At 36.2% G+C, this 22,578-nt stretch carries 22 protein-coding genes, 1 tRNA gene and 1 riboswitch; of the genes, 19 read left to right on the top strand and 4 right to left on the bottom strand.

Annotation, left to right across the window (positions count from 1 at the left end; all coding sequences use genetic code 11):
- Positions 1 to 44 precede the first annotated feature (44 nt).
- Positions 45 to 221, top strand: coding sequence for a hypothetical protein (locus tag FC57_RS11140; RefSeq protein WP_007126699.1), 177 nt, complete (start codon positions 45 to 47; stop codon positions 219 to 221).
- A 658-nt stretch (positions 222 to 879) separates the two neighbouring features.
- Here the strand turns inward: FC57_RS11140 and FC57_RS03490 are convergent.
- Both FC57_RS03490 and FC57_RS03485 read right to left on the bottom strand, forming a co-directional pair.
- A complete protein-coding gene (locus FC57_RS03490) occupies positions 880 to 2,196 on the bottom strand; it encodes a C1 family peptidase (RefSeq protein ID WP_007126701.1) in 1,317 nt (438 codons plus the stop codon).
- A gap of 145 nt (positions 2,197 to 2,341) precedes the next feature.
- The gene (locus FC57_RS03485) at positions 2,342 to 2,767 is read right to left on the bottom strand and encodes an Hsp20/alpha crystallin family protein (protein WP_007126702.1); all 426 of its coding nucleotides are present in this window, start codon (positions 2,765 to 2,767) and stop codon (positions 2,342 to 2,344) included.
- A gap of 215 nt (positions 2,768 to 2,982) precedes the next feature.
- Here FC57_RS03485 and greA point away from each other — a divergent pair, with 215 nt between their 5' ends.
- Positions 2,983 to 3,444, top strand: a complete 462-nt coding sequence (gene greA / locus FC57_RS03480) for a transcription elongation factor GreA (RefSeq protein ID WP_007126703.1) — start codon at positions 2,983 to 2,985, stop codon at positions 3,442 to 3,444.
- Positions 3,445 to 3,522: 78 nt separating this feature from the next.
- Positions 3,523 to 4,185 (top strand): CPBP family intramembrane glutamic endopeptidase, encoded by a 663-nt coding sequence (locus FC57_RS03475; protein WP_040529954.1) that lies wholly within the window; start codon positions 3,523 to 3,525, stop codon positions 4,183 to 4,185.
- A gap of 55 nt (positions 4,186 to 4,240) precedes the next feature.
- Here FC57_RS03475 and FC57_RS03470 read toward each other — a convergent pair.
- Positions 4,241 to 4,311 (bottom strand) — tRNA-Gly (locus FC57_RS03470).
- Between the two features lie 41 nt (positions 4,312 to 4,352).
- Positions 4,353 to 4,952, bottom strand: a complete 600-nt coding sequence (locus FC57_RS03465) for an SOS response-associated peptidase family protein (protein ID WP_007126705.1) — start codon at positions 4,950 to 4,952, stop codon at positions 4,353 to 4,355.
- A 132-nt stretch (positions 4,953 to 5,084) separates the two neighbouring features.
- Here FC57_RS03465 and trpS point away from each other — a divergent pair, with 132 nt between their 5' ends.
- The 16 genes from trpS (at position 5,085) to FC57_RS03385 (ending at position 22,520) form a co-directional block, all read left to right on the top strand.
- The gene (gene trpS, locus FC57_RS03460) at positions 5,085 to 6,107 is read left to right on the top strand and encodes a tryptophan--tRNA ligase (RefSeq protein ID WP_007126706.1); all 1,023 of its coding nucleotides are present in this window, start codon (positions 5,085 to 5,087) and stop codon (positions 6,105 to 6,107) included.
- Between the two features lie 24 nt (positions 6,108 to 6,131).
- Positions 6,132 to 6,611, top strand: coding sequence for a deoxycytidylate deaminase (locus tag FC57_RS03455; RefSeq protein ID WP_007126707.1), 480 nt, complete (start codon positions 6,132 to 6,134; stop codon positions 6,609 to 6,611).
- Positions 6,568 to 7,209 (top strand): TPM domain-containing protein, encoded by a 642-nt coding sequence (locus FC57_RS03450; RefSeq protein WP_187364789.1) that lies wholly within the window; start codon positions 6,568 to 6,570, stop codon positions 7,207 to 7,209. The genes FC57_RS03455 and FC57_RS03450 overlap by 44 nt, the downstream gene beginning before the upstream one ends.
- A 56-nt stretch (positions 7,210 to 7,265) precedes the next feature.
- Positions 7,266 to 7,429, top strand: a riboswitch (M-box (ykoK) riboswitch).
- A gap of 83 nt (positions 7,430 to 7,512) precedes the next feature.
- On the top strand, positions 7,513 to 10,176 hold the full coding sequence (gene mgtA / locus FC57_RS03445; protein ID WP_007126709.1) for a magnesium-translocating P-type ATPase: 2,664 nt from the start codon (positions 7,513 to 7,515) through the stop codon (positions 10,174 to 10,176).
- 101 nt (positions 10,177 to 10,277) lie between these two features.
- A complete protein-coding gene (metG, locus tag FC57_RS03440; protein WP_007126710.1) occupies positions 10,278 to 12,254 on the top strand; it encodes a methionine--tRNA ligase in 1,977 nt (658 codons plus the stop codon).
- Positions 12,254 to 13,021, top strand: coding sequence for a TatD family hydrolase (locus FC57_RS03435; protein ID WP_007126711.1), 768 nt, complete (start codon positions 12,254 to 12,256; stop codon positions 13,019 to 13,021). The genes metG and FC57_RS03435 overlap by 1 nt, the downstream gene beginning before the upstream one ends.
- A complete protein-coding gene (gene rnmV, locus FC57_RS03430; protein ID WP_007126712.1) occupies positions 13,008 to 13,574 on the top strand; it encodes a ribonuclease M5 in 567 nt (188 codons plus the stop codon). Before FC57_RS03435 ends, rnmV begins: the two co-directional genes overlap by 14 nt.
- Complete coding sequence (gene rsmA / locus FC57_RS03425; RefSeq protein WP_007126713.1) at positions 13,564 to 14,448, top strand: 16S rRNA (adenine(1518)-N(6)/adenine(1519)-N(6))-dimethyltransferase RsmA; 885 nt, start codon at positions 13,564 to 13,566, stop codon at positions 14,446 to 14,448. Before rnmV ends, rsmA begins: the two co-directional genes overlap by 11 nt.
- Positions 14,449 to 14,509: 61 nt before the next feature.
- Positions 14,510 to 14,758 carry a Veg family protein gene (locus FC57_RS03420; RefSeq protein WP_007126714.1) on the top strand — a complete coding sequence of 83 codons (249 nt, stop codon included), beginning with the start codon at positions 14,510 to 14,512 and terminating at the stop codon, positions 14,756 to 14,758.
- Positions 14,759 to 14,863: 105 nt separating this feature from the next.
- Positions 14,864 to 15,694 carry a pur operon repressor gene (purR, locus tag FC57_RS03415; RefSeq protein WP_007126715.1) on the top strand — a complete coding sequence of 277 codons (831 nt, stop codon included), beginning with the start codon at positions 14,864 to 14,866 and terminating at the stop codon, positions 15,692 to 15,694.
- 48 nt (positions 15,695 to 15,742) lie between these two features.
- A complete protein-coding gene (gene glmU / locus FC57_RS03410; protein WP_007126716.1) occupies positions 15,743 to 17,128 on the top strand; it encodes a bifunctional UDP-N-acetylglucosamine diphosphorylase/glucosamine-1-phosphate N-acetyltransferase GlmU in 1,386 nt (461 codons plus the stop codon).
- Between the two features lie 369 nt (positions 17,129 to 17,497).
- On the top strand, positions 17,498 to 18,310 hold the full coding sequence (locus FC57_RS03405) for an SLAP domain-containing protein (RefSeq protein ID WP_236695704.1): 813 nt from the start codon (positions 17,498 to 17,500) through the stop codon (positions 18,308 to 18,310).
- 35 nt (positions 18,311 to 18,345) lie between these two features.
- The gene (locus tag FC57_RS03400) at positions 18,346 to 18,564 is read left to right on the top strand and encodes an SLAP domain-containing protein (RefSeq protein WP_007126718.1); all 219 of its coding nucleotides are present in this window, start codon (positions 18,346 to 18,348) and stop codon (positions 18,562 to 18,564) included.
- Positions 18,565 to 18,654: 90 nt separating this feature from the next.
- Positions 18,655 to 19,455 (top strand): SLAP domain-containing protein, encoded by an 801-nt coding sequence (locus FC57_RS03395; RefSeq protein WP_007126719.1) that lies wholly within the window; start codon positions 18,655 to 18,657, stop codon positions 19,453 to 19,455.
- 133 nt (positions 19,456 to 19,588) lie between these two features.
- Positions 19,589 to 21,301, top strand: a complete 1,713-nt coding sequence (locus FC57_RS03390) for an SLAP domain-containing protein (RefSeq protein WP_007126720.1) — start codon at positions 19,589 to 19,591, stop codon at positions 21,299 to 21,301.
- A 244-nt stretch (positions 21,302 to 21,545) separates the two neighbouring features.
- Positions 21,546 to 22,520, top strand: coding sequence for a ribose-phosphate diphosphokinase (locus tag FC57_RS03385; protein ID WP_007126721.1), 975 nt, complete (start codon positions 21,546 to 21,548; stop codon positions 22,518 to 22,520).
- Positions 22,521 to 22,578 lie beyond the last annotated feature (58 nt).

The following is a 22,578-nucleotide window of genomic DNA, read 5'->3' as shown; positions in this document are numbered from 1 at the left end:
TCAAATAAGAGGATAGCCCAGTACAAAGAGAACGTAACTCTTTTATGGCGAAAGCAAGCGGGACGATTATGAATAAATTTACCAGTGGAAATGGAATTAATTGGTCAGATTTTAAATTAAAACAATCTCAAGGATGCAATCATGAAGATGAAATATCGTTTGCAAGCTGTGAGGAAAGTCTACATACCGAAAGTCAACGGCAAAAAGCAACCTTTAAGTAGGAATACCATTGGTCGTTGACCAAGTAATTCAGCAATCAATCACTCAAATGCTAATGAAGAGCTATGATCCATTTAGACCTACATTGCCCATGCCACTATCAAGTAGGTTCTGGTATACTTGAACGATAGTTTTCAATGGGTGAATGATCTCAATATTGAGAAGTATTTTGATACAGTAAATCACGACAAATAATTTCAATAGTCAGAAAAAGAGTAAATGACAAAACTATTCTCCATTTAATCCGCGCTTTTCTTAAAGCCAGGATTATGGAAGAGGATTTAGTTAAGGGTGTACCAAGGCGGACCACTTTCCCCAATACTGTCCAATATTTACTTAGATAAAATGGACAAGTAACTGGAGCAAAGAGACTTACATTTTGTACGCTACGCTCGCCGATAACTGTAATATCTTTATTAGAAAATGTAACTTTGGCGATAAAGATATTCATAAAGTAGCTAATACACATTTAGGTTGATATAAACATAGTACTGAACATGTCGTTAACTTTTTGCTTGTTTTAAAGTATCAGGGATAAAAAAAGCGGATCGACTAATACTGGACAATCCGCTGGAATATTACCTATCTTATAAATAATTACAAATGTAGCTCCGGATACGAAAACATACACCCAAAGAGGGGCGAGGATTAATATTTACATTAAGCTAATGAATCCCATGCTGGCAAGTCGGTAATTGGACCTTCTGCAAGTTCTTTTTGCTTATCAGTTAAGTATTTCTTGTGAACAACAACTTCGTATACGTAATCATTGAACCAATCGTTGTTCATTACGAAGAAACCTTTAGAACCTGACTTATCGCCCCATGAGTTTTCAACTTTCCATTGACGAACTTCACCGTTGTCTTCATCGACACCAACTAAAGTCATAGCGTGAGAAACTTCGCCAACACCAGTCTTTAATCTGTTAGCTTTTGACATATTGAGGTCAACGCCAAACAAATCGTTTAACTTGTAAAGGTTAGTATCCAAATAACCAGTCTTACGATCCATTTGACGAAGAACATCATTACCGAACCAAACAGCTTCGCCGTCCTTTAATTGAGCGATTGCAGCAGAAGTTAAGTATTCCATTGGTACGTTCAAAAGCTTGATTCTGATTGAACCAGCAACGTTGTCTTCAGCTGGTAAACCATATAACTTGTTGTATTCATGATCAGGTGCATTAGTTAAAACAATGTAGTCATCAAAGTTAACATCGCCTAAATACTTGTGCAAGAATTCAAGTGGAGTCAAATCTTTGTCCAAGTGATACTTCTTGTCGTCATCGCGGTATTCAAGGTCAAACTTCTTAGGTGGTTCACCAACAGCGATAGCAGTCATTTGGTAAACTTCGCTCAAGAACTTTTCACGAGTCTTTTCAAGTTCGTCCTCTTTGCCATATTGCTTGAGTTCACGTAATACCAAAGCATCTTTCTTCAACTTGTCGCCGAGAGCTGTAGCAAAGCCAGTAGTGTCATTAGTGTTAAAAGTTTCAGGCATTGCATATGAAGGAACGACACCGTACTTTTCAACTAGGGCAGCTGCCATTTGGAATTGACCACCATCAGTACCAGCAAAGTCTAAGTCAGTCTTTACTTGACGTGAATCGAGTGGCATGTTGGCACTAGCGATGATTCTGTTGTAGAACATGTTGGCACGTTCAATCTTGTCCCAGAAGAAGTTGTAAGCTTGAGAGAAAGTAAAGTTCTTAGCCTTGTATTTTTCACCAAAAGCGTGACGCAGAACATTTAAAGTTGCGAATTCCCAGCAACGACCTGAGTGCTTTTGATTGGTGACATTGTCAGTATCTAATTCAGTTGAGAAAACCCGAGTTAATTTGCCTTGTACGCGATCGTTGTAAGATGCTTCAAGTACACCGCTACGTTGAGCAGCACGGGCAATAACTTTGTTTTCTGGATTCTTATTAAAATTGGCAGAAAACTTTTCGAGTTCTTGCACAGTTAATTCATGAGCCATTAAAAAAATCTCCTTTTATCATTTTAATTTTTTCTTAAATTAACTATATTTTAAGCCAAAATAAAAGCGGGTTCAATCACTGAACCTGCTTTAGAGAATTATATTATCCGCAACTTATTAGATTTCTTGCAACTAATCTAATAAATTAATCAATTTTGATAGAATTGCCATCATCGCCAGCAGTTTGCTTTGGCAAGGTGATGGTCAATACACCATTATCATACTTTGCATGAATGTCACTTGCAACTACATTTGGTAATCTGTAACTTCTTGAGATACTGCCTTCGCTTCTCTCTTTGTGGATGATGTTTCTATCTTTATCGCTGGTGTCCTTAAATGACTTTCTAGTACCAGCTACGCTTAAAATACCATCCTTGTAGTTAATTTGAATGTCGTCTTTGTTCATACCAGGCATATCAATCTTAACCATGTAGTCTTTGTCATTTTCTGCAACATCTGATTGCATAATGTTTTCAATTTCAGTGTCATCAAAGAAGTTTCTTGGAAAACCAAACCAGTCGTTCATTGCATTCATCATATCATTACGACGATTCATCATATCGTTTGCCATATACTAAAACTTCCTTTCATTTTTATTTGCTTTCTTATCTCGTAAGGACTCATTCTCTTTTTCCTTACACTGATTATTGTAGTACCTTTCAATAAAAATTAAACTATTTAGCACTCAAAAGTATATAGTGCTAATTATTAATAAAAAAGTTGATCAAATCAAGGATTAACACTTGTGGATAACTTTTGTATAATTAGAAAATAAAGGAGTACACTATGGTATATTTTCAAAAGATGACGCCAGAAGGCTACAAACAAATTGAAGATGAAATTGCACGTTTGAAGAAGGATCGGCCACGTAGAATTAAGATCTTGCAAGCTGCTCGTGCATTGGGCGACCTTTCCGAAAATACTGAATATACAGAAGCTAAACGTGATCTAGGCCATTTACAAAGTCGTTTGCGTTATTTAGGTAAGCAATTAAAATATGCGGAAATTGTAAAAACTAAAGATGATGGCAAGGTCGACTTAGGCAAGAGCGTTGTCTTGAAGTTTGATGATGACGATGATACGGAGCAGTATAAAATCGTTGGTCGAATGGAAGCCGATTTAGCGGCAGGAAAAATCTCTTTTGATTCACCATTGGGACAAGCGATTATGAAAAAAGAGGCTGGAACTACAGTAGCAGTTGAAGCACCTGCTGGAGAATATAAGGTAACGATTGTGGAAGTAAAGTAGCTTCTATTTCAATAAGCTGTATTTTTTTGGTATAATATTGGTTTTGTAGGATACAATCCAGAGTAGGAGTGAAAGGTTTTGAATACGCCAGAATCAAGAGAGGGCAACATCATTCGCTACGCGGTATATTTGATCGGTTATGTCATGGTCTTTGCTGTAGTGAAGCTGGTTACCAGAAAGTCGCCATTGCATGTTTGGGATTTAATTCTATTTGCGATTACAGCAGCGATGGTTTTATTATTTTATGGATATCGTTATATTCGTGAAAATCGTTTCTTTGCTCGTGACTTTAAGTTGCCATGGCTAGGGAATTTTTCCGCGGTAGTTCTAATGACACTGGTAATTACTGCTACACGTATCTCAATTTCGTATTTACAGTCTTACGGTAAGATCGGTTATTATGACTTTCAAACGATCTATCTTCGTAATCAGTCGGTAAATATGTTTTGGTTCTTAGTTCTGGTACAGGGAATTGTATTACCGATCTTGCAAGAATTTTTGGCTACAGGCTTTTTGTTCAATTATGCTTTCCGGAGAAGTACTAAACAGGTAGCGATTATTGGTATTATTGTTTCAGGATTGCTTTTTAGCGTATTAAATTATCAAAGTTCAATTTTAAACTTTATCATTGAAGCACTCTACGGTATGCTCTTTGCTTGGAGCTATATGTATTCACAAACGCTCTGGTTACCAATGTATTTATCAGTTTTAAGTGGTATTTTAACAGTGATAATGGTCTGATAAAAAATAAACAGGGATGAGAAAAATCTCATCCCTGTTTTTTGTGTATAAAAAAAGCGGATAGCGTGAATCGAACCCGCATCTACAGCTTGGGAAGCTGTCGTTCTACCATTTAACTATACCCGCAATACGAACCTATTTTATCATGCTTTGGGTTAATAAAACAATTATTTTTTATTAGGCTGTTTTGTGACCGAAAGATTAATGCTATCGCGGTTGATTAAGCTAGTAAAGTTTTGAAATAGCCAGCGGCGCAATTCGCTAGGCTCGATGACAAGCGGCATTCGATTGTGAATAGGTGCTATATCTCGATTAGGATTTGTAGTAACCATGGCAAAATTATTTTTGTCATAGATACCTGCAATCATTGTAATTGGATGATTGGCTTTGAAGCTGTATCGTTCATGATATCTTTTACCATTTCCTGCCTGATAAGTCTTTTTAGCATATTCAAAGAATTTGCTGCTCAGAATAATGCAGCGTTGCTTAGCAAAAGATTCATCCCACATAGAAGGTTTTTGTTCATAAAAGCGCTCAATTCTAGCATTGAAGAGTGGCTTGTTAGCATCGACAGGACTCGGGTAGCCCCAGTTTTTGTTGACTAATTGTAATTGGTTATTTTGATAAAGCAGAACAGGAGCTGTTTGATTAGGGAAGATGTCTTTAGCCTTGTAGTCGCTGGAAGGATCAACAAGTGGCAAGTTTAATTCTTCGCGTAGATATTGTTTAATTTGAGCCAAGTTTGGCAAACGAAATTGATTACACATTTTAATCACCTGTATCTATTGTAATAGAATTTTGCTTATACTAGAAGTTTAATCATAGCTTAAATTTTGTTAAAATTAGGTAATTAATGAATATAAGAAATAAAAAATTAACTATAGAAAAGAGTAAGAATTATGACAAAAGAGATTTTATTAACAGGTGACCGCCCAACTGGCAAACTTCATATTGGTCACTATATCGGTTCTTTAAAGAACAGAGTAAAGTTGCAAAATTCAGGCAAGTATGATCCTTATATTATGATTGCCGATACTCAAGCTTTAACAGATAATGCTCGTAACCCAGAAAAAATCCGTAACAGCTTGATTCAAGTGGCCTTAGATTACTTAGCTGTTGGTATCGATCCAAGTAAATCTACTATTTATGTACAATCACAAATCCCAGCTTTGTTTGAATTGACTGCATATTACATGGACTTAGTAACTGTTGCTCGTTTGGAAAGAAATCCAACTGTTAAAACAGAAATTAAGCAAAAGAACTTTAAAGATTCAATTCCAGTTGGTTTCTTAAACTACCCAGTTTCTCAAGCTGCTGATATTACTGCTTTTAAAGCAACTATTGTTCCTGTAGGGGATGACCAAGAACCAATGCTGGAACAAACCCGTGAAATCGTAAGAACTTTCAATCGCGTTTACCATACCGATGTTTTGGTTGAACCTAAGGGTTATTTTCCACCTAAGGGTCAAGGCCGTCTTCCGGGTCTTGATGGTAATGCAAAGATGTCTAAGTCACTTGGAAACTGCATTTACCTTTCAGATGATGCTAAGACAGTTCAAAAGAAAGTTATGTCAATGTATACGGACCCTAACCATGTCCATGTTGAAGACCCAGGTAAGGTTGAAGGCAATACTGTATTTACTTACCTTGATGTATTTGATCCAGATAAGGACAAAGTTGCTGAACTTAAGGCAGAATACCAAAAAGGTGGTTTAGGCGATGTTAAGATCAAGCGCTATTTGAATAAAGTGCTTGAAGCTGAACTTGCACCAATTCGTGAACGTCGTGAAAAATTCATTCAAGATGAAGATGCAGTTTACGAGATGCTTTTAGAAGGTTCAAAGAAAGCTAATAAGGTAGCTAACGAAACTTTGCAAGAAGTTCGCGATGCTATTGGTCTGAACTACTTCAAAAATAGATAATATTGACGAATAAGAGGTAAATTCATGCACGATCGAATTCCTTGGAAGCAATATTTTATGATACAGGCGCTAGTGATTGCTCAGCGTTCTACTTGTAATAGAGCATTAGTAGGTAGTGTTTTAGTTAAAGACCACCGCATTATTGGTACTGGTTATAACGGTTCCGTATCAGGGCAGCCACACTGTGATGATGTGGGGCACCAAATGGTAGATGGTCACTGTGTGAGAACAATACATTCAGAGATGAATGCAATTATCCAGTGTGCCAAATTTGGCGTTTCAACAGAGAATACTGAAATTTATGTTACGCACTTCCCTTGTTATAATTGCTGCAAATCATTGCTTCAAGCTGGTGTAAAAAAGATAAACTATTATTTTGACTATCGTGATAATCCACTGGCAATGAAATTGCTTCATGATTGTGGGGTACCATATGAGCAAATTAAAATCGATCGAAAATATGTGGAAGGCTTGGCTCATAAACTTGAAGAAGACGAAAATTAATATAGTTTGGTTGCTGGGACTGTTAGCTGTTTTTCTGACAACTACTGGTTTTGTGCAACCAAATATAGAAGATCATGCCCATATTTTGGATAAAGAAACTAAAGCTCTCATTAATGAAAAAAACAACCGGTATTTGCAAACTAAAGAGCAACCACAAATTACTGTAATTACAGTAAAGAAATTGAATAAGCTAACGCCAAAAGCCTTAGAGTTTTCTAAACGTACAGTTTTTATAGTGGTAGGGCAAAAAGGCAAAAAACGTAATGTACAGATTTATTCAACGAAAGACTTACATGGAGCATTTACTGCTGATACACGAGCCAATATTTTACGAGCTGAAGTAAATCAGTTGCGTAGTCACAATAATGCGACTTTTAATAAAGGAATTCACTTTGTCTTTAGAGCATGCGCAACCAAGGTTGATCAACAATATCAATATGCGCTTGATAAATATGATTTAAGTCCTAGCGAACAAAATAAAATTTCTCACCCACACAGTGTAGCCTTGCCAATTGCTTTAGCATTAGCATTTTTGATTACAGGGATCATTTATTTCCTTAAAAAATCTGAACGCAATAATGTTAAATTGCACAAGTAGTTGGCTTGACTTATGCTCATTAAATCCTTACACTTTTTGTAGAATATAGTTAGTAAAAATTGAACTGTTAGGTGAGACTCCTACGTGAACACACGCTATCGCCCAGAAACATCCAGAGATGCCAACGGGTTAAATAGGTGTCGTCGACTTAAGGCGAGATCCAGATAGCTAGCATGTGCTTACGTCACGTAGTGTTAAAACTGAACGACGAGTATGACGAAGCCTTGTTTGGCGATAAGTCACCTGCAGAGATACAGGTGGCTTTTTTGTTTGCTTGTCAATCGAAATGAGAGGAAGCAAAGGATGTTAAAATCAGCTGGCAAAAAGCAGTCAAATGTTGACATTCAAAGGATTCAGCGAATTGCGCATGAATCACGCAGCGAGACGCTAGCGCGATTGCAGGCAAGTGCCGAAGGACTTTCAACAAATAAGGCTGAAGAAAATAGAAGAGAATATGGCAAGAATGAGATTAGGACAAATACTAATGCTTCCAAGTGGCGTTTGCTGTGGGAGTCAATCGCTACACCATTTACTCTTGTTTTGATTAGTTTGACTATTTTGACCTTGTTCACCAGTTATATTCTGGTACCGCAAGGCAACAGTGATCTAGAAACGGTCATTGTGATGGTCATTATGCTGATCATTTCTGTATTAGTAAATTTTGTTCAAAAAATTAGAATTGCTAAAGTCAATGAGAAGCTAATGGATATGGTTTCCGTTACTACTAACATTCGGCGAGATGGCAAGAATGTAGAATTGCCAACTGATGAAGTAGTAGTTGGCGATGTGATTAACTTATCTGCTGGTGATATGATTCCAGCTGATATGAAGCTGCTGACGAGTAAAGACCTCTTTTGTTCGTCTAGTTATTTAGACGGTGATTCTGAACCGGAAGAAAAGATGGCTAATGTGTCTTTGAAGCCAAAGATGCAAGATTATTTGAATTATCCTAATATCTTGTACGAAGGTACAACCATTGTTTCTGGTTCCGGTAGTGGGATAGTTTTTGCAGTTGGCAATCATACCGTTTTTGGTAAAAAGGTTCAGAAGATTTCTCGTAAGAAAGTAAAGACAACTTTATTTGATCGCGAAATGAAGCAGCTAGCTAAGCTTCTAATTATAACTGCAGCTGTTTTGATTCCACTTTTATTTGTGATTAATGGAGTAACTAAAGGAGATTGGGGCGAAAGCTTAATTTTTGCTTTAGCTGCTGCTGTTAGCCTAACACCTGAAGTTTTACCGATTATTGTTAATAGCAATTTAACCAAAGGTGCGTTGGAAATGTCCAAGCAAGGTGCCGTGGTAAAGCAAATGAATGCCATTCAAAATCTGGGTTCAACCGATGTCTTTTGTATTGATAAGACTGGAACTTTAACGCAAAATCAGGTTGTGCTAGAACGGCACTATGATTTGGATATGGACGAGACGCCAAGAATTTTAAAGTTTTCATATTTAAATGCCTACTATCAAACCGGAATGAAAGATTTGATTGATAAGGCAGTTATTGATGCTGCTGGTGATGAGCTTGACGTTAATGAAATCCAACGTGACTACAATAAGATTGATGAAATTCCATTTGATTATACGCGTAAAAGAATGAGCGTCGTTGTGGTTGATAACGATGAACATCACGGTCAGCACTTGCTGGTAACCAAGGGTGCGGCTGAAGGGATGCTTAATATTTCAAGCAAAGTTGAAATCAATGGCAGAATTGAACCTTTAACTGATGATTGGCGCAAGAAGATTTTGAATCAAATTAATGAATTAAATGATGATGGTTTACGTGTGCTTCTTGTGGGATACAAACTAAATCCTGCTCCAGTAGGTGAATTTTCTGCTAAAGATGAAAATGATCTGACTATTATCGGTTACTTGGCATATCTTGATCCACCAAAGGAAAGCACGAAAGAAGCTCTACAGGAGCTTAGAAATGACAATGTAGACGTTAAGATCTTTACAGGCGATAATGAAGCCGTTACGCGTGCTATTGCTTTGCAAGTTGGATTAAATGTCGATACTGTTTACGATGGTGAACAAATTGAAAAGGCTAGTCCAGAAGAATTAGCAGATATTGTTGAAAAATGTGATATCTTTGTTCATTTAACTCCAGAGCTTAGAATTAAGATTATTAAAGCTTTGCAAAATAATGGTCATACTGTTGGCTATATGGGTGACGGCAACAAGGATGCTTTAGCAATGAAAGTTGCTAACGTTACAATTACTTCTAACAATTCGGTCGATATTACAAAAGAATCGGCGGATATTATTTTTGAGCAAAAGGATTTACAGTTGTTAGAAGAGATGATCATTACTGGGCGTAAGGTCTTCTCTAATACGATGAAATATATCAAGACATTCTTAGTTACCAATTTTGGCAGCATCATTACTATGGTAATAGCTTCGTTAGTTTTGCCGTTTTTGCCACTGTTACCATTGCAATTATTGATCTTGGATTTAATTTATAGCATTAGTTGTCTAGTTATTCCATTTGATAGCGTGTCCAAGAATTACGTTAAAAAGCCGCAAAAATGGTCAATTCGCAAGTGGCCTAAGTTTGTGATAGCGTTTGGCCCTATTCCTGCTATTATTGACTTCATTACAATGGCACTGATGTTTTACGTGATTTGTCCTCATTTAGTTGGACCAAATTATCATCATTGGGTCTTTGTTTCACTGTTTTACTCAGGGATTTTCGTTGAATCTTTGTGGACTAGAGAAATGATGATCCATACTTTGCGGGATGAAAGATTTCCATTCTTTGGGCAACATGCGACACCGGTGGTCTTTCTAGTTACCTTTGGTTTAGCGATTTGGGGAACAGCATTGCCATCTTCTAATATTGCTGCCAGTTTAGGGATGATAGATTTACCATTTAGCTTTTTGCTTGTGATTTTTGGCTTAGAATTAATCTATGTTTTGTTAACAACAATTGTCAAAAAAATATATTTGAAAGATGGAAGATTTTAAGTAAAAAGGAATTGAGCAGTTTTGTCTCAATTCCTTTTTTAGCGTTGATTTCATGGTAATATAGAATAGATATTTTAGACAATAAAGGAGTATGAAAATTAATGGCTGATAAAGATACTTTTTACATTACAACCCCAATTTACTACCCATCCGGTAGATTAACTATTGGTAATGCTTATACAACAATTGCAGCTGATACAATGGCTCGTTACAAGCGTGCACAAGGCTATGACACTTTCTTTTTAACAGGTACTGATGAACACGGCTTGAAGATTGAACAAAAGGCTGAGGCTCAAGGAATTAAGCCCCAACAATTTGTAGATAAGATGGCCGCTTCTTACAAGAAATTATGGAAGAGCCTTGATATTTCTTACGATAAATTTATTAGAACTACTGATGAACAACACGTTAAGGCAGTTCAAAAGATCTTTGAAAAACTTTTGAAGCAAGGCGATATTTACTTAGGCGAATATACTGGTTGGTACTCAGTAGAAGATGAAGAATACTTTACTGAATCACAACTTGCCGAAGTTTATAAGGACGATAATGGCAACGTTATTGGTGGTAAGGCTCCAAGTGGTCATGAAGTTCGTTTAGTTAAGGAACCATCATACTTCTTTAAGATGAGCAAATACGCTGATCGTTTAGTTAAGTACTACAAGGAACACCCAGACTTCATCTTGCCTCATTCACGTGAAAAAGAAATGATCAATAACTTCATTAAGCCAGGTTTGGAAGATCTTTCAGTTACTCGTACCACTGTTGACTGGGGTATTCCTGTCCCAAGTGATCCTAAGCATGTAGTTTATGTTTGGATTGATGCTCTTTCTAACTATATTACTGCCCTTGGTTATGGTTCAGATGATGATTCATTATTTAAGAAATATTGGCCAGCTGATGTGCATTTGGTAGGTAAGGAAATAGTCCGTTTCCACACTATTTATTGGCCAATTATGTTAATGGCTTTAGGTTTGCCACTTCCTAAGCATATTATTGGTCACGGCTGGGTATTGATGAAGAACGGCAAGATGTCTAAGTCTAAAGGAAATGCCGTTTACCCAGAATCATTGACTAGTCGCTATGGCGTTGACCCATTGCGTTACTACTTGATGCGTGCATTGCCATTTGGTGCTGATGGTATCTTTACGCCAGAAGATTTTGTTGAAAGAATCAACTATGATTTGGCTAACGACTTAGGTAACTTGCTTAACCGTACTGTTTCAATGATTAATCAATACCAAGATGGTCATGTTGATGCTGTTCCCGCTAGTCAAGATGAATTTGGTAAAGATTTGCAAGATACTGCAGTCAATGTGATTTCTGAATACAGAAAATACATGGATTCATTGCACTTCTCTCAAGCTTTGGACAGTATTTGGAAACTGGTTGCTCGTGCAAATAAGTATATCGATGAAACTACTCCTTGGGTGCTTAATAAAGAAGGCAAGAAGGAAGAATTATCACACGTTATGTCTAATTTAGCCGAAAGCTTACGCTTGATTGCTATTATGATTGAACCAGTGATGACAGAAACTGCTCCTAAGATGTTTGAACAACTCGGTTTAAGCTGGGACGATGAAGCTGCAAGAAAGCTTGCTTTTAGTGACTTTGGATGGAATGTAAAGGTTACTGAAAAGCCAAAGCCAATTTTCCCAAGACTTAAAGCTGATGAAGAAGTTAAATATATCAAAGACGAAATGGCTAAAGCTAAGCCAAAGAAGACTACTAGAAGCGAACAAAAGAAGAGCAATGAGATCACCATTGATGACTTTGACAAGGTAAAGATCCAAGTTGGTCAAATTTTGTCAGTTGAACCTGTTCAAGGCTCAAAGAAATTATTGATGTTCAAATTAGACTTCGGCGATGGCAAGGAACGTCAAATTTTAAGTGGCATTCGCAAGTTCTATCCAGATGCTAGTGAATTGCTTGATAAGAAAGTTTTAGCAGTTACTAACTTGAAGCCACGTAAGATGTTGGGTCACTTAAGCGAAGGTATGCTTTTGTCTAGTGAAAAAGATGGCAAGGTTAAGTTAGCAATCGTTGGCGAAGAACACGCAGTTGGAGCTGAATTAGGTTAATGGAAATTATTGATAACCATACTCATTTAAATGATGAGCCTTTTCGTGGCAAGGAACAATATTACCTGGAACGAGCTAAAGCGTTAGGCGTTACCAAGGTAATTTGTGCTGGTCAAGATCCTGATTTTAACAAGCGAGCAGTGGATTTAGCACAAAAGTTTGATAATGTTTATGCAATGGTTGGTTATTGTCCCGATGTAGCTAAAGACTATGATCAAAAGGCAGAAGATGAGCTAGTTAAGCAGTTGAAAATGCCTAAAGTTGTCGCAATGGGTGAAATCGGCCTGGATTACTATTGGGATGAATCTCCGCGTGATGTGCAGCGTCAAGTTTTTGCTCGTCAGATTGAAGTAGCACACGACTTGAAGATGCCGGTTGATATTCATACACGGGATGCATTTCCTGATTGCTACAATATTTTGAAAAATAGCAATTTAGAGTATGGTGCAATTTTGCATAGCTTCAATGGCGGCGTTGATTGGTTGAATAAGTTCCTGGACTTAAACGTTTACTTTTCATATTCTGGAGTTGTTTCTTTTACTAAAGCAACGGAAGTTCACGAAAGTGCCAAAGCTGCTCCACTTGATCGTATTTTAGTTGAAACAGATGCACCATATTTGACACCTAAACCATATCGTGGTCATCAAAATGAAACAGGTTATGTTCGCTATGTCGCAGAAGCGATTGCGAAGTTGAAGAATATTCCACTTGAAGAAGTGGCAGATGCAACCTACAAAAATACAGTGAGAGTTTATGGTCTTAAATAAAAAGAATTTTGATGCGGTAATCGTTGTTGAGGGAAAAGACGATACTATCCGTTTGAAACAATTTTTCCCAGGTATTGAGACAGTTGAAACCAATGGCTCAGCTGTGTCAGATGAAGTATTGGCACAGTTGAAGAAGCTAAGTCAAACAAGACAAATTATTGTTTTTACGGATCCGGACTTTAATGGAGAGCGTATTCGGCGAATTGTTACTAATGCAGTGCCCAATGCAAAACAAGCTTTTATCACGCGCAAAGAAGGCGAGCCGCACAAAAAGGGCAGTCTTGGTGTAGAACATGCTTCAAAAGAAGCACTTGAAAGAGCGCTAAGCGATTTGCACGAAGTGGCTCCGCAAAAGAGTGATTTGACTGAACTGGAGTATCATAAATTAGGGTTAGCAGGCGGTAGTGGTTCGCGTAAATTACGCGAGCAAGTTGGCATTAAATTGAGCGTAGGCTATGGAAATTCCAAGCAGTTCTACAGCCGCTTGCATACCTTTGGCATTTCACTCAATGAACTTAAAAGAGCGGTTGAGGAGGCAAAAAATGGCAAATAATATTCCAATTGGTTCACCAGTTAGAACTAGAGCAATCATTAATCGATATTTTGTTAAAGCTAAGAAAAATTTAGGACAAAATTTCTTAGTTGATCAAAATGCAATTTTGGGTATTGTTGAAGCAGCTAATATTCAATCTGGTGATCAAGTAATTGAAATTGGACCAGGTATTGGTTCTTTGACTGAGCAGCTCCTTTTAGCTGGAGCAAAGGTATTTGCTTATGAAGTTGACGATAGTTTACCTGAAATTTTGCATAATGAATTGCCTAAGAAAATTGATGGTGAGCCACTGGAGGCACGTTTTAAGCTAACGCTTAAGGATGTGCTAAAAGCTAATTTTGAAAAAGATCTGACTGGCTTTTTTGACATGGGAAAGCCAATCAAAGTTGTAGCCAATTTGCCATATTATATTACAACCCCAATTATTTTTGTCTTAGCTGAATCAGATTTGCATTTCACAAGTTTAACCTTAATGATGCAAAAAGAAGTTGCAGAACGACTTGAGGCTAAGCCAGGCAATAAAGAATATGGTCCGCTAACTATTTCGGTGCAGACTGAAATGAATGTAAGATTGGCTTTGGAAGTTAAAAATACTTCATTTATGCCTCGGCCTAGAGTTGACTCCAGCGTAGTCGTTTTAACACCGCTTAAAGACAAGCCAGCAATTGAAAATCGTAAACACTTTATTTGGGTAGTCAAAATGTGCTTTTCTCAAAGAAGAAAGACACTTAACAACAACTTAAAAACTTTAATTCCCGATACAGATCAACGAGCAGACTTAATTAAAAAGTTAGATGTTGATCCAAGGATCAGACCAGAAGATTTATCAATTGAACAATTTATTGAAATTGCTAGAAATATTCCTAGCAATTAGTGTATAATATTGATTTTATTATATATTTGTGATAAAATGTCACCAAAGGAGTTGTTGCTTAGTGCCAACATCAATTATTACTATAAAGCACAAGTTGGATTCTCACTTAGGTGATACCTTAACAGTAGTAGCTCAAGCGGGTCGTAAGAAAGTTACTAAGAGACGGGGAGTTTTGAGAGAAACATTCCCTGCAGTGTTTGTGGTCGATTTAGACCAACGCCAGAATAATTTTAAGCATGTTTCTTATAGTTATACAGATTTGTTAACTAAGAATATTGCATTAAAATTTGATGATAAAGCTGAAACCTAAACACAATTAGAAAATATCACTAGCATTTTTAAAATGTTAGTGCTTTTTTTTGCCCTTTAGAGTATATTAATTAAGTATAAAATCAAACATTAGAAAGGAAATATCATGAAACGTTCAGAAAGATTGGTGGACATGACCAAATATTTGATGGAGCGTCCCCATACATTAATTGCACTACCATTCTTTGCTAAGCGTTATGGTGCAGCTAAATCATCTATTTCGGAAGATTTAGCTATTTTGAAATATACGCTTGCTAGCAATCAGGATGGTATTTTAGAAACTGTAACAGGTGCAGCTGGTGGCGTACGCTATATTCCATTTTTAGGTAAAAAACATGCTGAAAATTATTTGTCTGACTTGTCTTCAAGAATTGAAGATTCAAGCAGAATTTTAGCTGGTGGTTTTGTATATTTGTCAGACATTTTGGGTAATACGCAAGATTTGCGTAGAATCGGTGAACTGATTGCAACTCATTATGCTTATAAAGATGTTGATGCTGTAATGACTGTAGAGACTAAAGGAATTGCTTTAGCTCAAGCTGTTGCACGTTACTTAGATGTTTCATTTGTTACTGCAAGAAAGAGATCCAAGGTTACTGAAGGCGCAACTGTTTCAGTTAACTATATTTCTTCATCTCTGTCTCGCGTTTCAAAAATGGAGTTGCCAACGCGCGCACTTGAAAAGGGAGCCAAGGTTTTAATTGTCGATGACTTTATGAAGGGCGGCGGCACCTTAACCGGGATGGAAGAACTAGTTAAGGAATTCAAAGGTACTATTGCTGGTGTCTGCGTGCTTTGTGAAGCTGATTTTGATAAAGAAAAATTGATCAAAAATTATCTTTCACTTGTAAAAATCAGTAAAATTGACACTACTAAGAAACTTATTTTGGCAGAACCTGGAAACTTCTTAAGTGAAACTGACTTTGACCGTTTCTAAAAATGGTATACTAGACTCAAGTTTTGATTATTAAGAGGTTAAACATTCATGGAAAAATATGTAGTTGTTCTTGCCGCGGGCAAGGGTACCAGAATGAAGTCGAAGTTGTACAAGGTTTTGCACAAAGTTTGTGGTAAAACTATGGTTGAACATGTTGTTGACGCTGCTAGAGGCGTTAACCCAGCTAAAATTGTTACTGTTGTTGGTACGGGCGCTGGAGAAGTGGAAAAGGTTTTGGCAAACAAGTCTGAATTTGCTTTCCAAGAAAAGCAACTGGGTACTGGTGATGCTGTAATGACGGCCAAGGAAGCTCTTGGCGATAAAGATGGTGCTACTTTAGTAGTTACTGGTGATACCCCACTTTTCACAACTGATACTTTTAATGAATTATTTAAATATCACGCAAAGAAAGGCAATGCAGCTACTGTTTTAACTGCAGAAGCTCCTAACCCATTTGGCTATGGCAGAATTATTCGTGACGATCAAGGCAACGTTTTAAGAATCGTTGAACAAAAAGATGGTAATCCAGAAGAATTGAAAGTTAAGGAAATTAACACTGGTGTCTTCTGCTTTGACAACAAGAAGTTGTTCGAAGCTTTGAAGCATGTTGATAACAATAACGCTCAAGGCGAATACTACTTAACTGATGTTCTTGAAATTTTGCGTAATAGCAGTGAACGCGTTGATGCGTACAAGATGCCTGACTTCAGTGAAAGTTTAGGCGTTAACGATCGTGTAGCTTTGGCTCAAGCTACTAAGACCATGCAAAGAAGAATCAATGAAATGCATATGCGTAATGGTGTTTCATTTGTTGATCCCGATACTGCTTATATTGATGCTGGTGTAAAAATTGGTAATGATACTGTAATTGAAGGCAATGTCGTTATCAAAGGCAATACTGAAATCGGCAATGATTGTTACATTACTAATGGTTCAAGAATCGTTGATTCTAAGATCGGTAATAATGTCACTATTACTTCTTCAACTTTGCAAGAAGCTAAAATGGATGACAATACTGATATTGGTCCAAACTCACACTTGCGTCCAAAGGCAGTTATCCGTAAGGGTGCTCACATTGGTAACTTTGTTGAAATTAAGAAGGCTGAAATTGGTGAAAACACTAAGGTAGGTCACTTAACTTATGTTGGGGATGCTACTTTAGGCAAGGATATTAACGTAGGCTGCGGTACTATCTTCTCTAACTACGATGGCGTAAAGAAGTTCCATACGAATGTCGGCGATCATTCATTCGTTGGTGCTGGTTCAACACTGATTGCTCCAATTAACGTAGCTGACCATTCATTTATCGCTGCTGATTCAACAATTACTAAAGATGTTGGTAAGTACGATATGGCAATCGCTCGTGGTCGACAAGTTAATAAACCAGATTATTGGCATAAGCTTCCACTTTCTAAAGATAAAGAGTGGGAATAAGATCAAAAAATAACCTTAGTCGTTCTGACTAAGGCTATTTTTTGATCTTTAGTTATAGCTTGTATATAGCAAGCAACTTGAAATAGAAGGATTAGTGTGTTCTTATAATTTCATCTGTTATTTTAAATCATCTAATTAAATAACATAAGTATTAAAAATAATTCTGTTTGGGTATAATAATTTAATATGGTAACTAAAAAATACTCTGTTTATAATCTTAATTAAATAACTATTAATGTTGATAACGATAAAACGAAGCTTTACAATATGCATTAATGGTTATATTTAAAATTAAGAACGAGGGAAAAAGATATGAAAATAAATTTTAAAGTCATCATGATATCCATAATTACACTCATGGAGATAAATTTGGTTACTACAGTTACAAACACTTCATTGGTTGATGCTGCAACTAATAATATATATAAACCTATTGGAAAAAATATAGTTAAGGCTGTTAAAAATGATAATTTTATTACTGAAGAAGGAGCCAAAAAAATAGAAGTTGCTGAAAAAGGGGGAAAGTATATGGTTTATGCTGTTAAGAATATTAATGGGATAACATGTTTAAGCGTACAAAAACATAATAAATATTGGCTTCCTGCTTCTGATGTAGAAGGTACAGTATCTTATAAAAAAGATAATTTAACCTATACAATTACTAATGATAAAAATAAATCAAATGATATTACTACACCGAATAATCGAAAAATAACTTTGGTACATAACGCATATGTTTATGATGTAAAGGGGAAGCGCGTTAATAAAAATGTGGGCGAATATTTTATTAGGAAAGGTACTGTTTTGTTTTCTTATGGTATAAGAACTATTAAGGGTAAGAAATACTATAATTTAGGTAACGATCAATATATAAAAACCAGCAACGTTACTAATGTCAATTTTGAATCATCTCCTAGACCTCTTGCTACAACATCATTATCTATGTCGACAGATTTTAATAAGCCCAATTTAACTTTAAAAAGAAATACATATTTGTATAACATAAAAGGCAATAGAATTTATAATTATTTAGGTTATTCTTATATTAAGAAAAATGCGACTATTAATTTTTATAATAAAAAGAAAATTAATGGTAAGTTATACTATATGTCGGTAATGATGCTTATGTTAAAGGCTCTAATGTGGGTTCCATTAGCCAAGGAAAAAAGATTACACAATTAGATGGAAGTAAAAAATCTGTAAAAGCTTCATTGTCAATGCCACGAGGAAAGAATACCATTACTTTAAGAAATATTGCCTATCCTTATAATTCTAAGGGTAATAGAATTAGTAATTATTTAGGTTTTAATTGTATTAAAAAAGGAACAGTACTAAATTATTACGGTACTAAGAAAATTAATGGTAAAATGTATTACGATATTGGTAATGGTGCATATGTCAATATTACTGATGTGGAAAAGATTACCAATAAATAGAAGATTATATGATAATTTTATGTTATTTAACTATGTTAGTAAGTAATATTAATTTCTAAGTTTAAGGTTTTTAATAAGAGGTAAGATATTATGAAATTAAGTCATAAGTTAGTTATGGTATCAGTAGCTGTTTTAATGGGTGTTAGCCCAGTTTTAGGTATGGCAGAAGGCAACGCTTCTGTTCAAGCTGCTCCAATTGCACATGCAAAGGGTGTTTACAACACCTATGGTAAAAATAGTCGTGTTACATTGAATAAGACTATGAAGTTTGTTGACAGATATGGCAAGAAGACTTCAAAGACTGCAACTAAGGGTAGTAAATACACCATTTGGAATGTTAAGAACATTAATGGTCAAGTTTACTACAGTATTCAAACTGATTTGAAGTACTGGATTCCAGCTGCAGCTACTGAAGGTACAGTAACTTACAAGTCTGGTAATACTACTTACACTCTTAAGTCAAATGGTAAGAAAGTTGTAACTTCTACTTCAACCAAGAAGAGTGTTTCTAAGAAGTCAGTGTCAAAGAAATCAACTTTAAAGAAGACTGCTTCAAAGGAAACTGCTAAGAAGGAAATTTCAAAGAAGTCAACTGCCAAGAAAACTACTAAAAAAGCAAGTTCTAAGAAGTCAGTTAAAAAAGAAGAAAATAAGACTACTAAGAAGAGCACTTCTGAGAAGGCTATAAAGGTAGTTAAGATTACCATGAAGAATAAGGCTTACGTTTATGACAAGAACGGTAAGCGCGTAAAGAATTACTTAAACACTAAATACATTGGTAAAGGCGTAACTGTTAAAGGCTTAGGTACTAAGACTATTAAAGGTGTTAAATATTATGCTTTGCAACCAAATCATTATTACGTAAAAGCTTCAGATGTAACTGTTAAGTAATAATTCACTTAAAAAGATACCTTTTCGTTAAGAAAAGATGTCTTTTTTTGTCCTAAAATTGGCAAAACAGCAATTTCGATTTACAATATATAAATGAATTAAATTTTAGTTTTAGATGTGAGGTAAATTATCGATGAAATTAAATCATAAGTTGATCATGGTATCAGCAGCTGCATTAATGAGTGTTAGCCCACTTTTAGGTACTGCTCAAAATGCTACCGTTCAAGCTGCAACTACTAAGTCATCAAGCAAGACTACTGCTTCTAAGAAAACTACAACTAGCAAAACTACTTCAAAGAAATCAACTTCAACTAAGAAGACAGTTTCAAAAAACAACTCATCAAAGAAGACAACTACTAAGAAGTCAACTTCATCAAAGACTACTACTTCAAAGAAATCATCAGCTAAAACCATTACTTTGACACATAATGCTTACGCTTATGATCAAAATGGTAAGCGTATTACTAATTATGCAGGCGGTGGCAGATTAGCTGTGATTGCTAAGGGTGTAACTCTTAACTATAATAAAATTCAAAAGATTAATGGTGTACTTTACTACAATATTGGTAAAGATAAATCTAGTGGTAAAGTAGCCTTCATCAAGGCAGCTAATGTAAACGATAAAGCTGCAACTACTAACAAGAAAGCATCTTCATCCGATAACTCATCGTCTTTATCAGATTCAGATATGGATGCAGTAAAAGTTAAGTTAATTCACAATGCATATATCTATGATCAAAATGGCAAGCGTATCAAGAAGTACAAGGGTAAGGCAAAGCTTACTAAGGGTGCTACTGTAAATTCATACGGTACTGAAACTATTAAAGGTAAGGATTACTATCAACTTGATGAAGATGGTACTGCCTTCGTTAAGGCTGGTAATGTTGATGCGAAGCGCACTGCCACCATCACTTTAAAGAAAAATGCCTACATTTATGATGAAAATGGTGATACTAAGAAGAAGACTGTCAAGAAGGGCAAGAAGGTAACTACTTCTGAAACTAGATACATTGGCACTAAGCTTTACTACAAGATTGGCGATGATCAATTCGTTAAGGCAGCTAATGTAGGTAAGGTTTCAGGTGCTAAACTTGATCCAGTTAACGAACCAGATGGTGCAGCAACTGTAGAAGACAACTTATCAGGTAATGAAGATTCAAATGCATCATCTGTCGTAACAACTATTAAAATTGCGCCACTTTATAACATTAAGGGTCGAGCAGATAATACTAGATCATTTGGTATTGGCCAAAAACAGCAAGTTTCTGAATTAAGATACATTGCTACTTCTGCAACCAGTACCCCAGAATTGTTCTATAAATTAATGAATGGTAGAGGATACTTAAAGGCTTCTGATGTTAAATATAGTGGTAAGACAATGCTTATCTCGAATACTATTGAACAAGCTAAGGCTGATGTTACTGTAGCTACTGCAGTTGACAAGGCGAAGCTGACTCAAAGCATTAATGACGCAGCAGCTGTTAAGAATTCAGATACGTACAAGCTTGCTTCACAAGATGCTCAGAATGCTTATGATAGAACAATTGCTAATGCTAACACTGTTAATAATAATGCCACTGCAACTGTGGCTCAAGTTAATGAAGCTATAGCTGCTATTACTACTGCTAAGGCAAAACTTGGTGGTAAGAAGGTTGCTGTGGCTAACTTGAATAACTTGACTCCTGATGAAGTTACTGCAATTGTTAAGTTAGCTGCCTCAGTAAATAATGTTCCTGAAACTGCTATTCAATTTACTAACAACAATACTACTTTATCAATTGTTACTAACGGTTATACTCAAGCTTTGAACATTAACGATTACGCGATTCAAACTGCACAAAATTAATAATTGACTATTGAACAAAAATAAGACGTACACCCAGAAGATGCTACGTCTTATTTTTTTAGGATATTTTCGTTGTACTAGAAAGTACAAGTATATTTTAGCTTTTTTAAGACTTGATAGTTAGTGCTTTTGTTGGTTTTTTACTATTGAAGCAAAAATCTTGTTATAATTAAAGAGTATGTAGTTCTTTTTGAAACAACTTTTGCTAAAATAGAGCTGGTTAAATTTTTTTACGGAGGAAATTATGTCCTATAAAGACGATATGATGATTTTTGCCCTTAACTCAAACGTGCCTTTAGCACAAAAGATTGCCGATCGCGTGGGCATCCCGCTTTCAGAATCAAGTGTTGAGCGTTTTAGTGATGGCGAAATTCAAATTAATATTGATGAAACTGTACGTGGTAAAGACGTATACCTTATTCAATCAACAAGTGCTCCAGTTAATGATAATTTAATGGAACTCTTGATTATGATTGACGCTGTACGTCGTGCTAGTGCTCGCACAATTAATATTGTGATGCCTTACTATGGTTATGCTCGTCAAGACCGTAAGACTCGTGCACGTGAACCAATCACTGCTAAGCTTGTAGCTGATATGCTTCAAACTGCAGGTGCAAACCGTATCCTTTCACTCGACTTGCACGCACCACAAATTCAAGGATTCTTTGATATTCCGGTTGATAACTTAATGGGTGCTCCACTTCTTGCTGACTACTTCTTATGTAATCATCTTGAGGAAGGCGCAGTTGTTGTTTCACCTGACCACGGTGGTGTTAACCGTGCCAGAAAGTTGGCTGAATTCTTAGGCTGTCCTATTGCTATTGTTGATAAGCGTCGTCCTAAGGCTAACGTTGCTGAAGTTATGAACATTATTGGTGACGTTAAAGGCAAGCGTGCAATCATTATCGATGATATGATTGATACTGCTGGTACTATTACTTTGGCTGCTCAAGCGTTGATTAATGCTGGTGCTACTGAAGTTTACGCAAGTGCTACTCATGCCGTTCTTTCAGGTCCAGCTATTAAGAGATTGAATGATTCACCAATTAAGAACTTGGTTTTGACTGATTCAATCAACCAACCAGCTGAAAAGAAGTTGGACAAGATGCTTTTGGTATCTGTTGGCCCACTTATGGGGGATGCTATTAAGTGTATTCAAAACCATAGGGCACTTAGCCCATTGTTCAATACCAGATACGAAGCTGACAAGAACAAGTAAAAAATATTTGAAAATAAGAAAAGCGACTAGCCAAATTGATACATTCCCTGTCAAGTAG

This window comes from Lactobacillus ultunensis DSM 16047, from assembly GCF_001436305.1.
Classification (GTDB): domain Bacteria; phylum Bacillota; class Bacilli; order Lactobacillales; family Lactobacillaceae; genus Lactobacillus; species Lactobacillus ultunensis.
This window is presented reverse-complemented; position numbering and strand designations above follow the sequence as displayed.

Bases quoted from the DNA above. Each gene is read 5' to 3' on its own strand.
- rnmV (WP_007126712.1), top strand. From the start codon at position 13,008: ATGGTCTTAAATAAAAAGAATTTTGATGCGGTAATCGTTGTTGAGGGA.
- trpS (WP_007126706.1), top strand. From the start codon at position 5,085: ATGACAAAAGAGATTTTATTAACAGGTGACCGCCCAACTGGCAAACTT.
- mgtA (WP_007126709.1), top strand. From the start codon at position 7,513: ATGTTAAAATCAGCTGGCAAAAAGCAGTCAAATGTTGACATTCAAAGG.
- FC57_RS03465 (WP_007126705.1), bottom strand. From the start codon at position 4,952: ATGTGTAATCAATTTCGTTTGCCAAACTTGGCTCAAATTAAACAATAT.
- glmU (WP_007126716.1), top strand. From the start codon at position 15,743: ATGGAAAAATATGTAGTTGTTCTTGCCGCGGGCAAGGGTACCAGAATG.
- purR (WP_007126715.1), top strand. From the start codon at position 14,864: ATGAAACGTTCAGAAAGATTGGTGGACATGACCAAATATTTGATGGAG.
- FC57_RS03485 (WP_007126702.1), bottom strand. From the start codon at position 2,767: ATGGCAAACGATATGATGAATCGTCGTAATGATATGATGAATGCAATG.
- FC57_RS03490 (WP_007126701.1), bottom strand. From the start codon at position 2,196: ATGGCTCATGAATTAACTGTGCAAGAACTCGAAAAGTTTTCTGCCAAT.
- greA (WP_007126703.1), top strand. From the start codon at position 2,983: ATGGTATATTTTCAAAAGATGACGCCAGAAGGCTACAAACAAATTGAA.
- FC57_RS03395 (WP_007126719.1), top strand. From the start codon at position 18,655: ATGAAATTAAGTCATAAGTTAGTTATGGTATCAGTAGCTGTTTTAATG.
- FC57_RS03390 (WP_007126720.1), top strand. From the start codon at position 19,589: ATGAAATTAAATCATAAGTTGATCATGGTATCAGCAGCTGCATTAATG.
- FC57_RS03455 (WP_007126707.1), top strand. From the start codon at position 6,132: ATGCACGATCGAATTCCTTGGAAGCAATATTTTATGATACAGGCGCTA.
- metG (WP_007126710.1), top strand. From the start codon at position 10,278: ATGGCTGATAAAGATACTTTTTACATTACAACCCCAATTTACTACCCA.
- FC57_RS03450 (WP_187364789.1), top strand. From the start codon at position 6,568: ATGTGGAAGGCTTGGCTCATAAACTTGAAGAAGACGAAAATTAATATA.
- FC57_RS03400 (WP_007126718.1), top strand. From the start codon at position 18,346: ATGCCACGAGGAAAGAATACCATTACTTTAAGAAATATTGCCTATCCT.
- rsmA (WP_007126713.1), top strand. From the start codon at position 13,564: ATGGCAAATAATATTCCAATTGGTTCACCAGTTAGAACTAGAGCAATC.
- FC57_RS11140 (WP_007126699.1), top strand. From the start codon at position 45: ATGGCGAAAGCAAGCGGGACGATTATGAATAAATTTACCAGTGGAAAT.
- FC57_RS03385 (WP_007126721.1), top strand. From the start codon at position 21,546: ATGTCCTATAAAGACGATATGATGATTTTTGCCCTTAACTCAAACGTG.
- FC57_RS03435 (WP_007126711.1), top strand. From the start codon at position 12,254: ATGGAAATTATTGATAACCATACTCATTTAAATGATGAGCCTTTTCGT.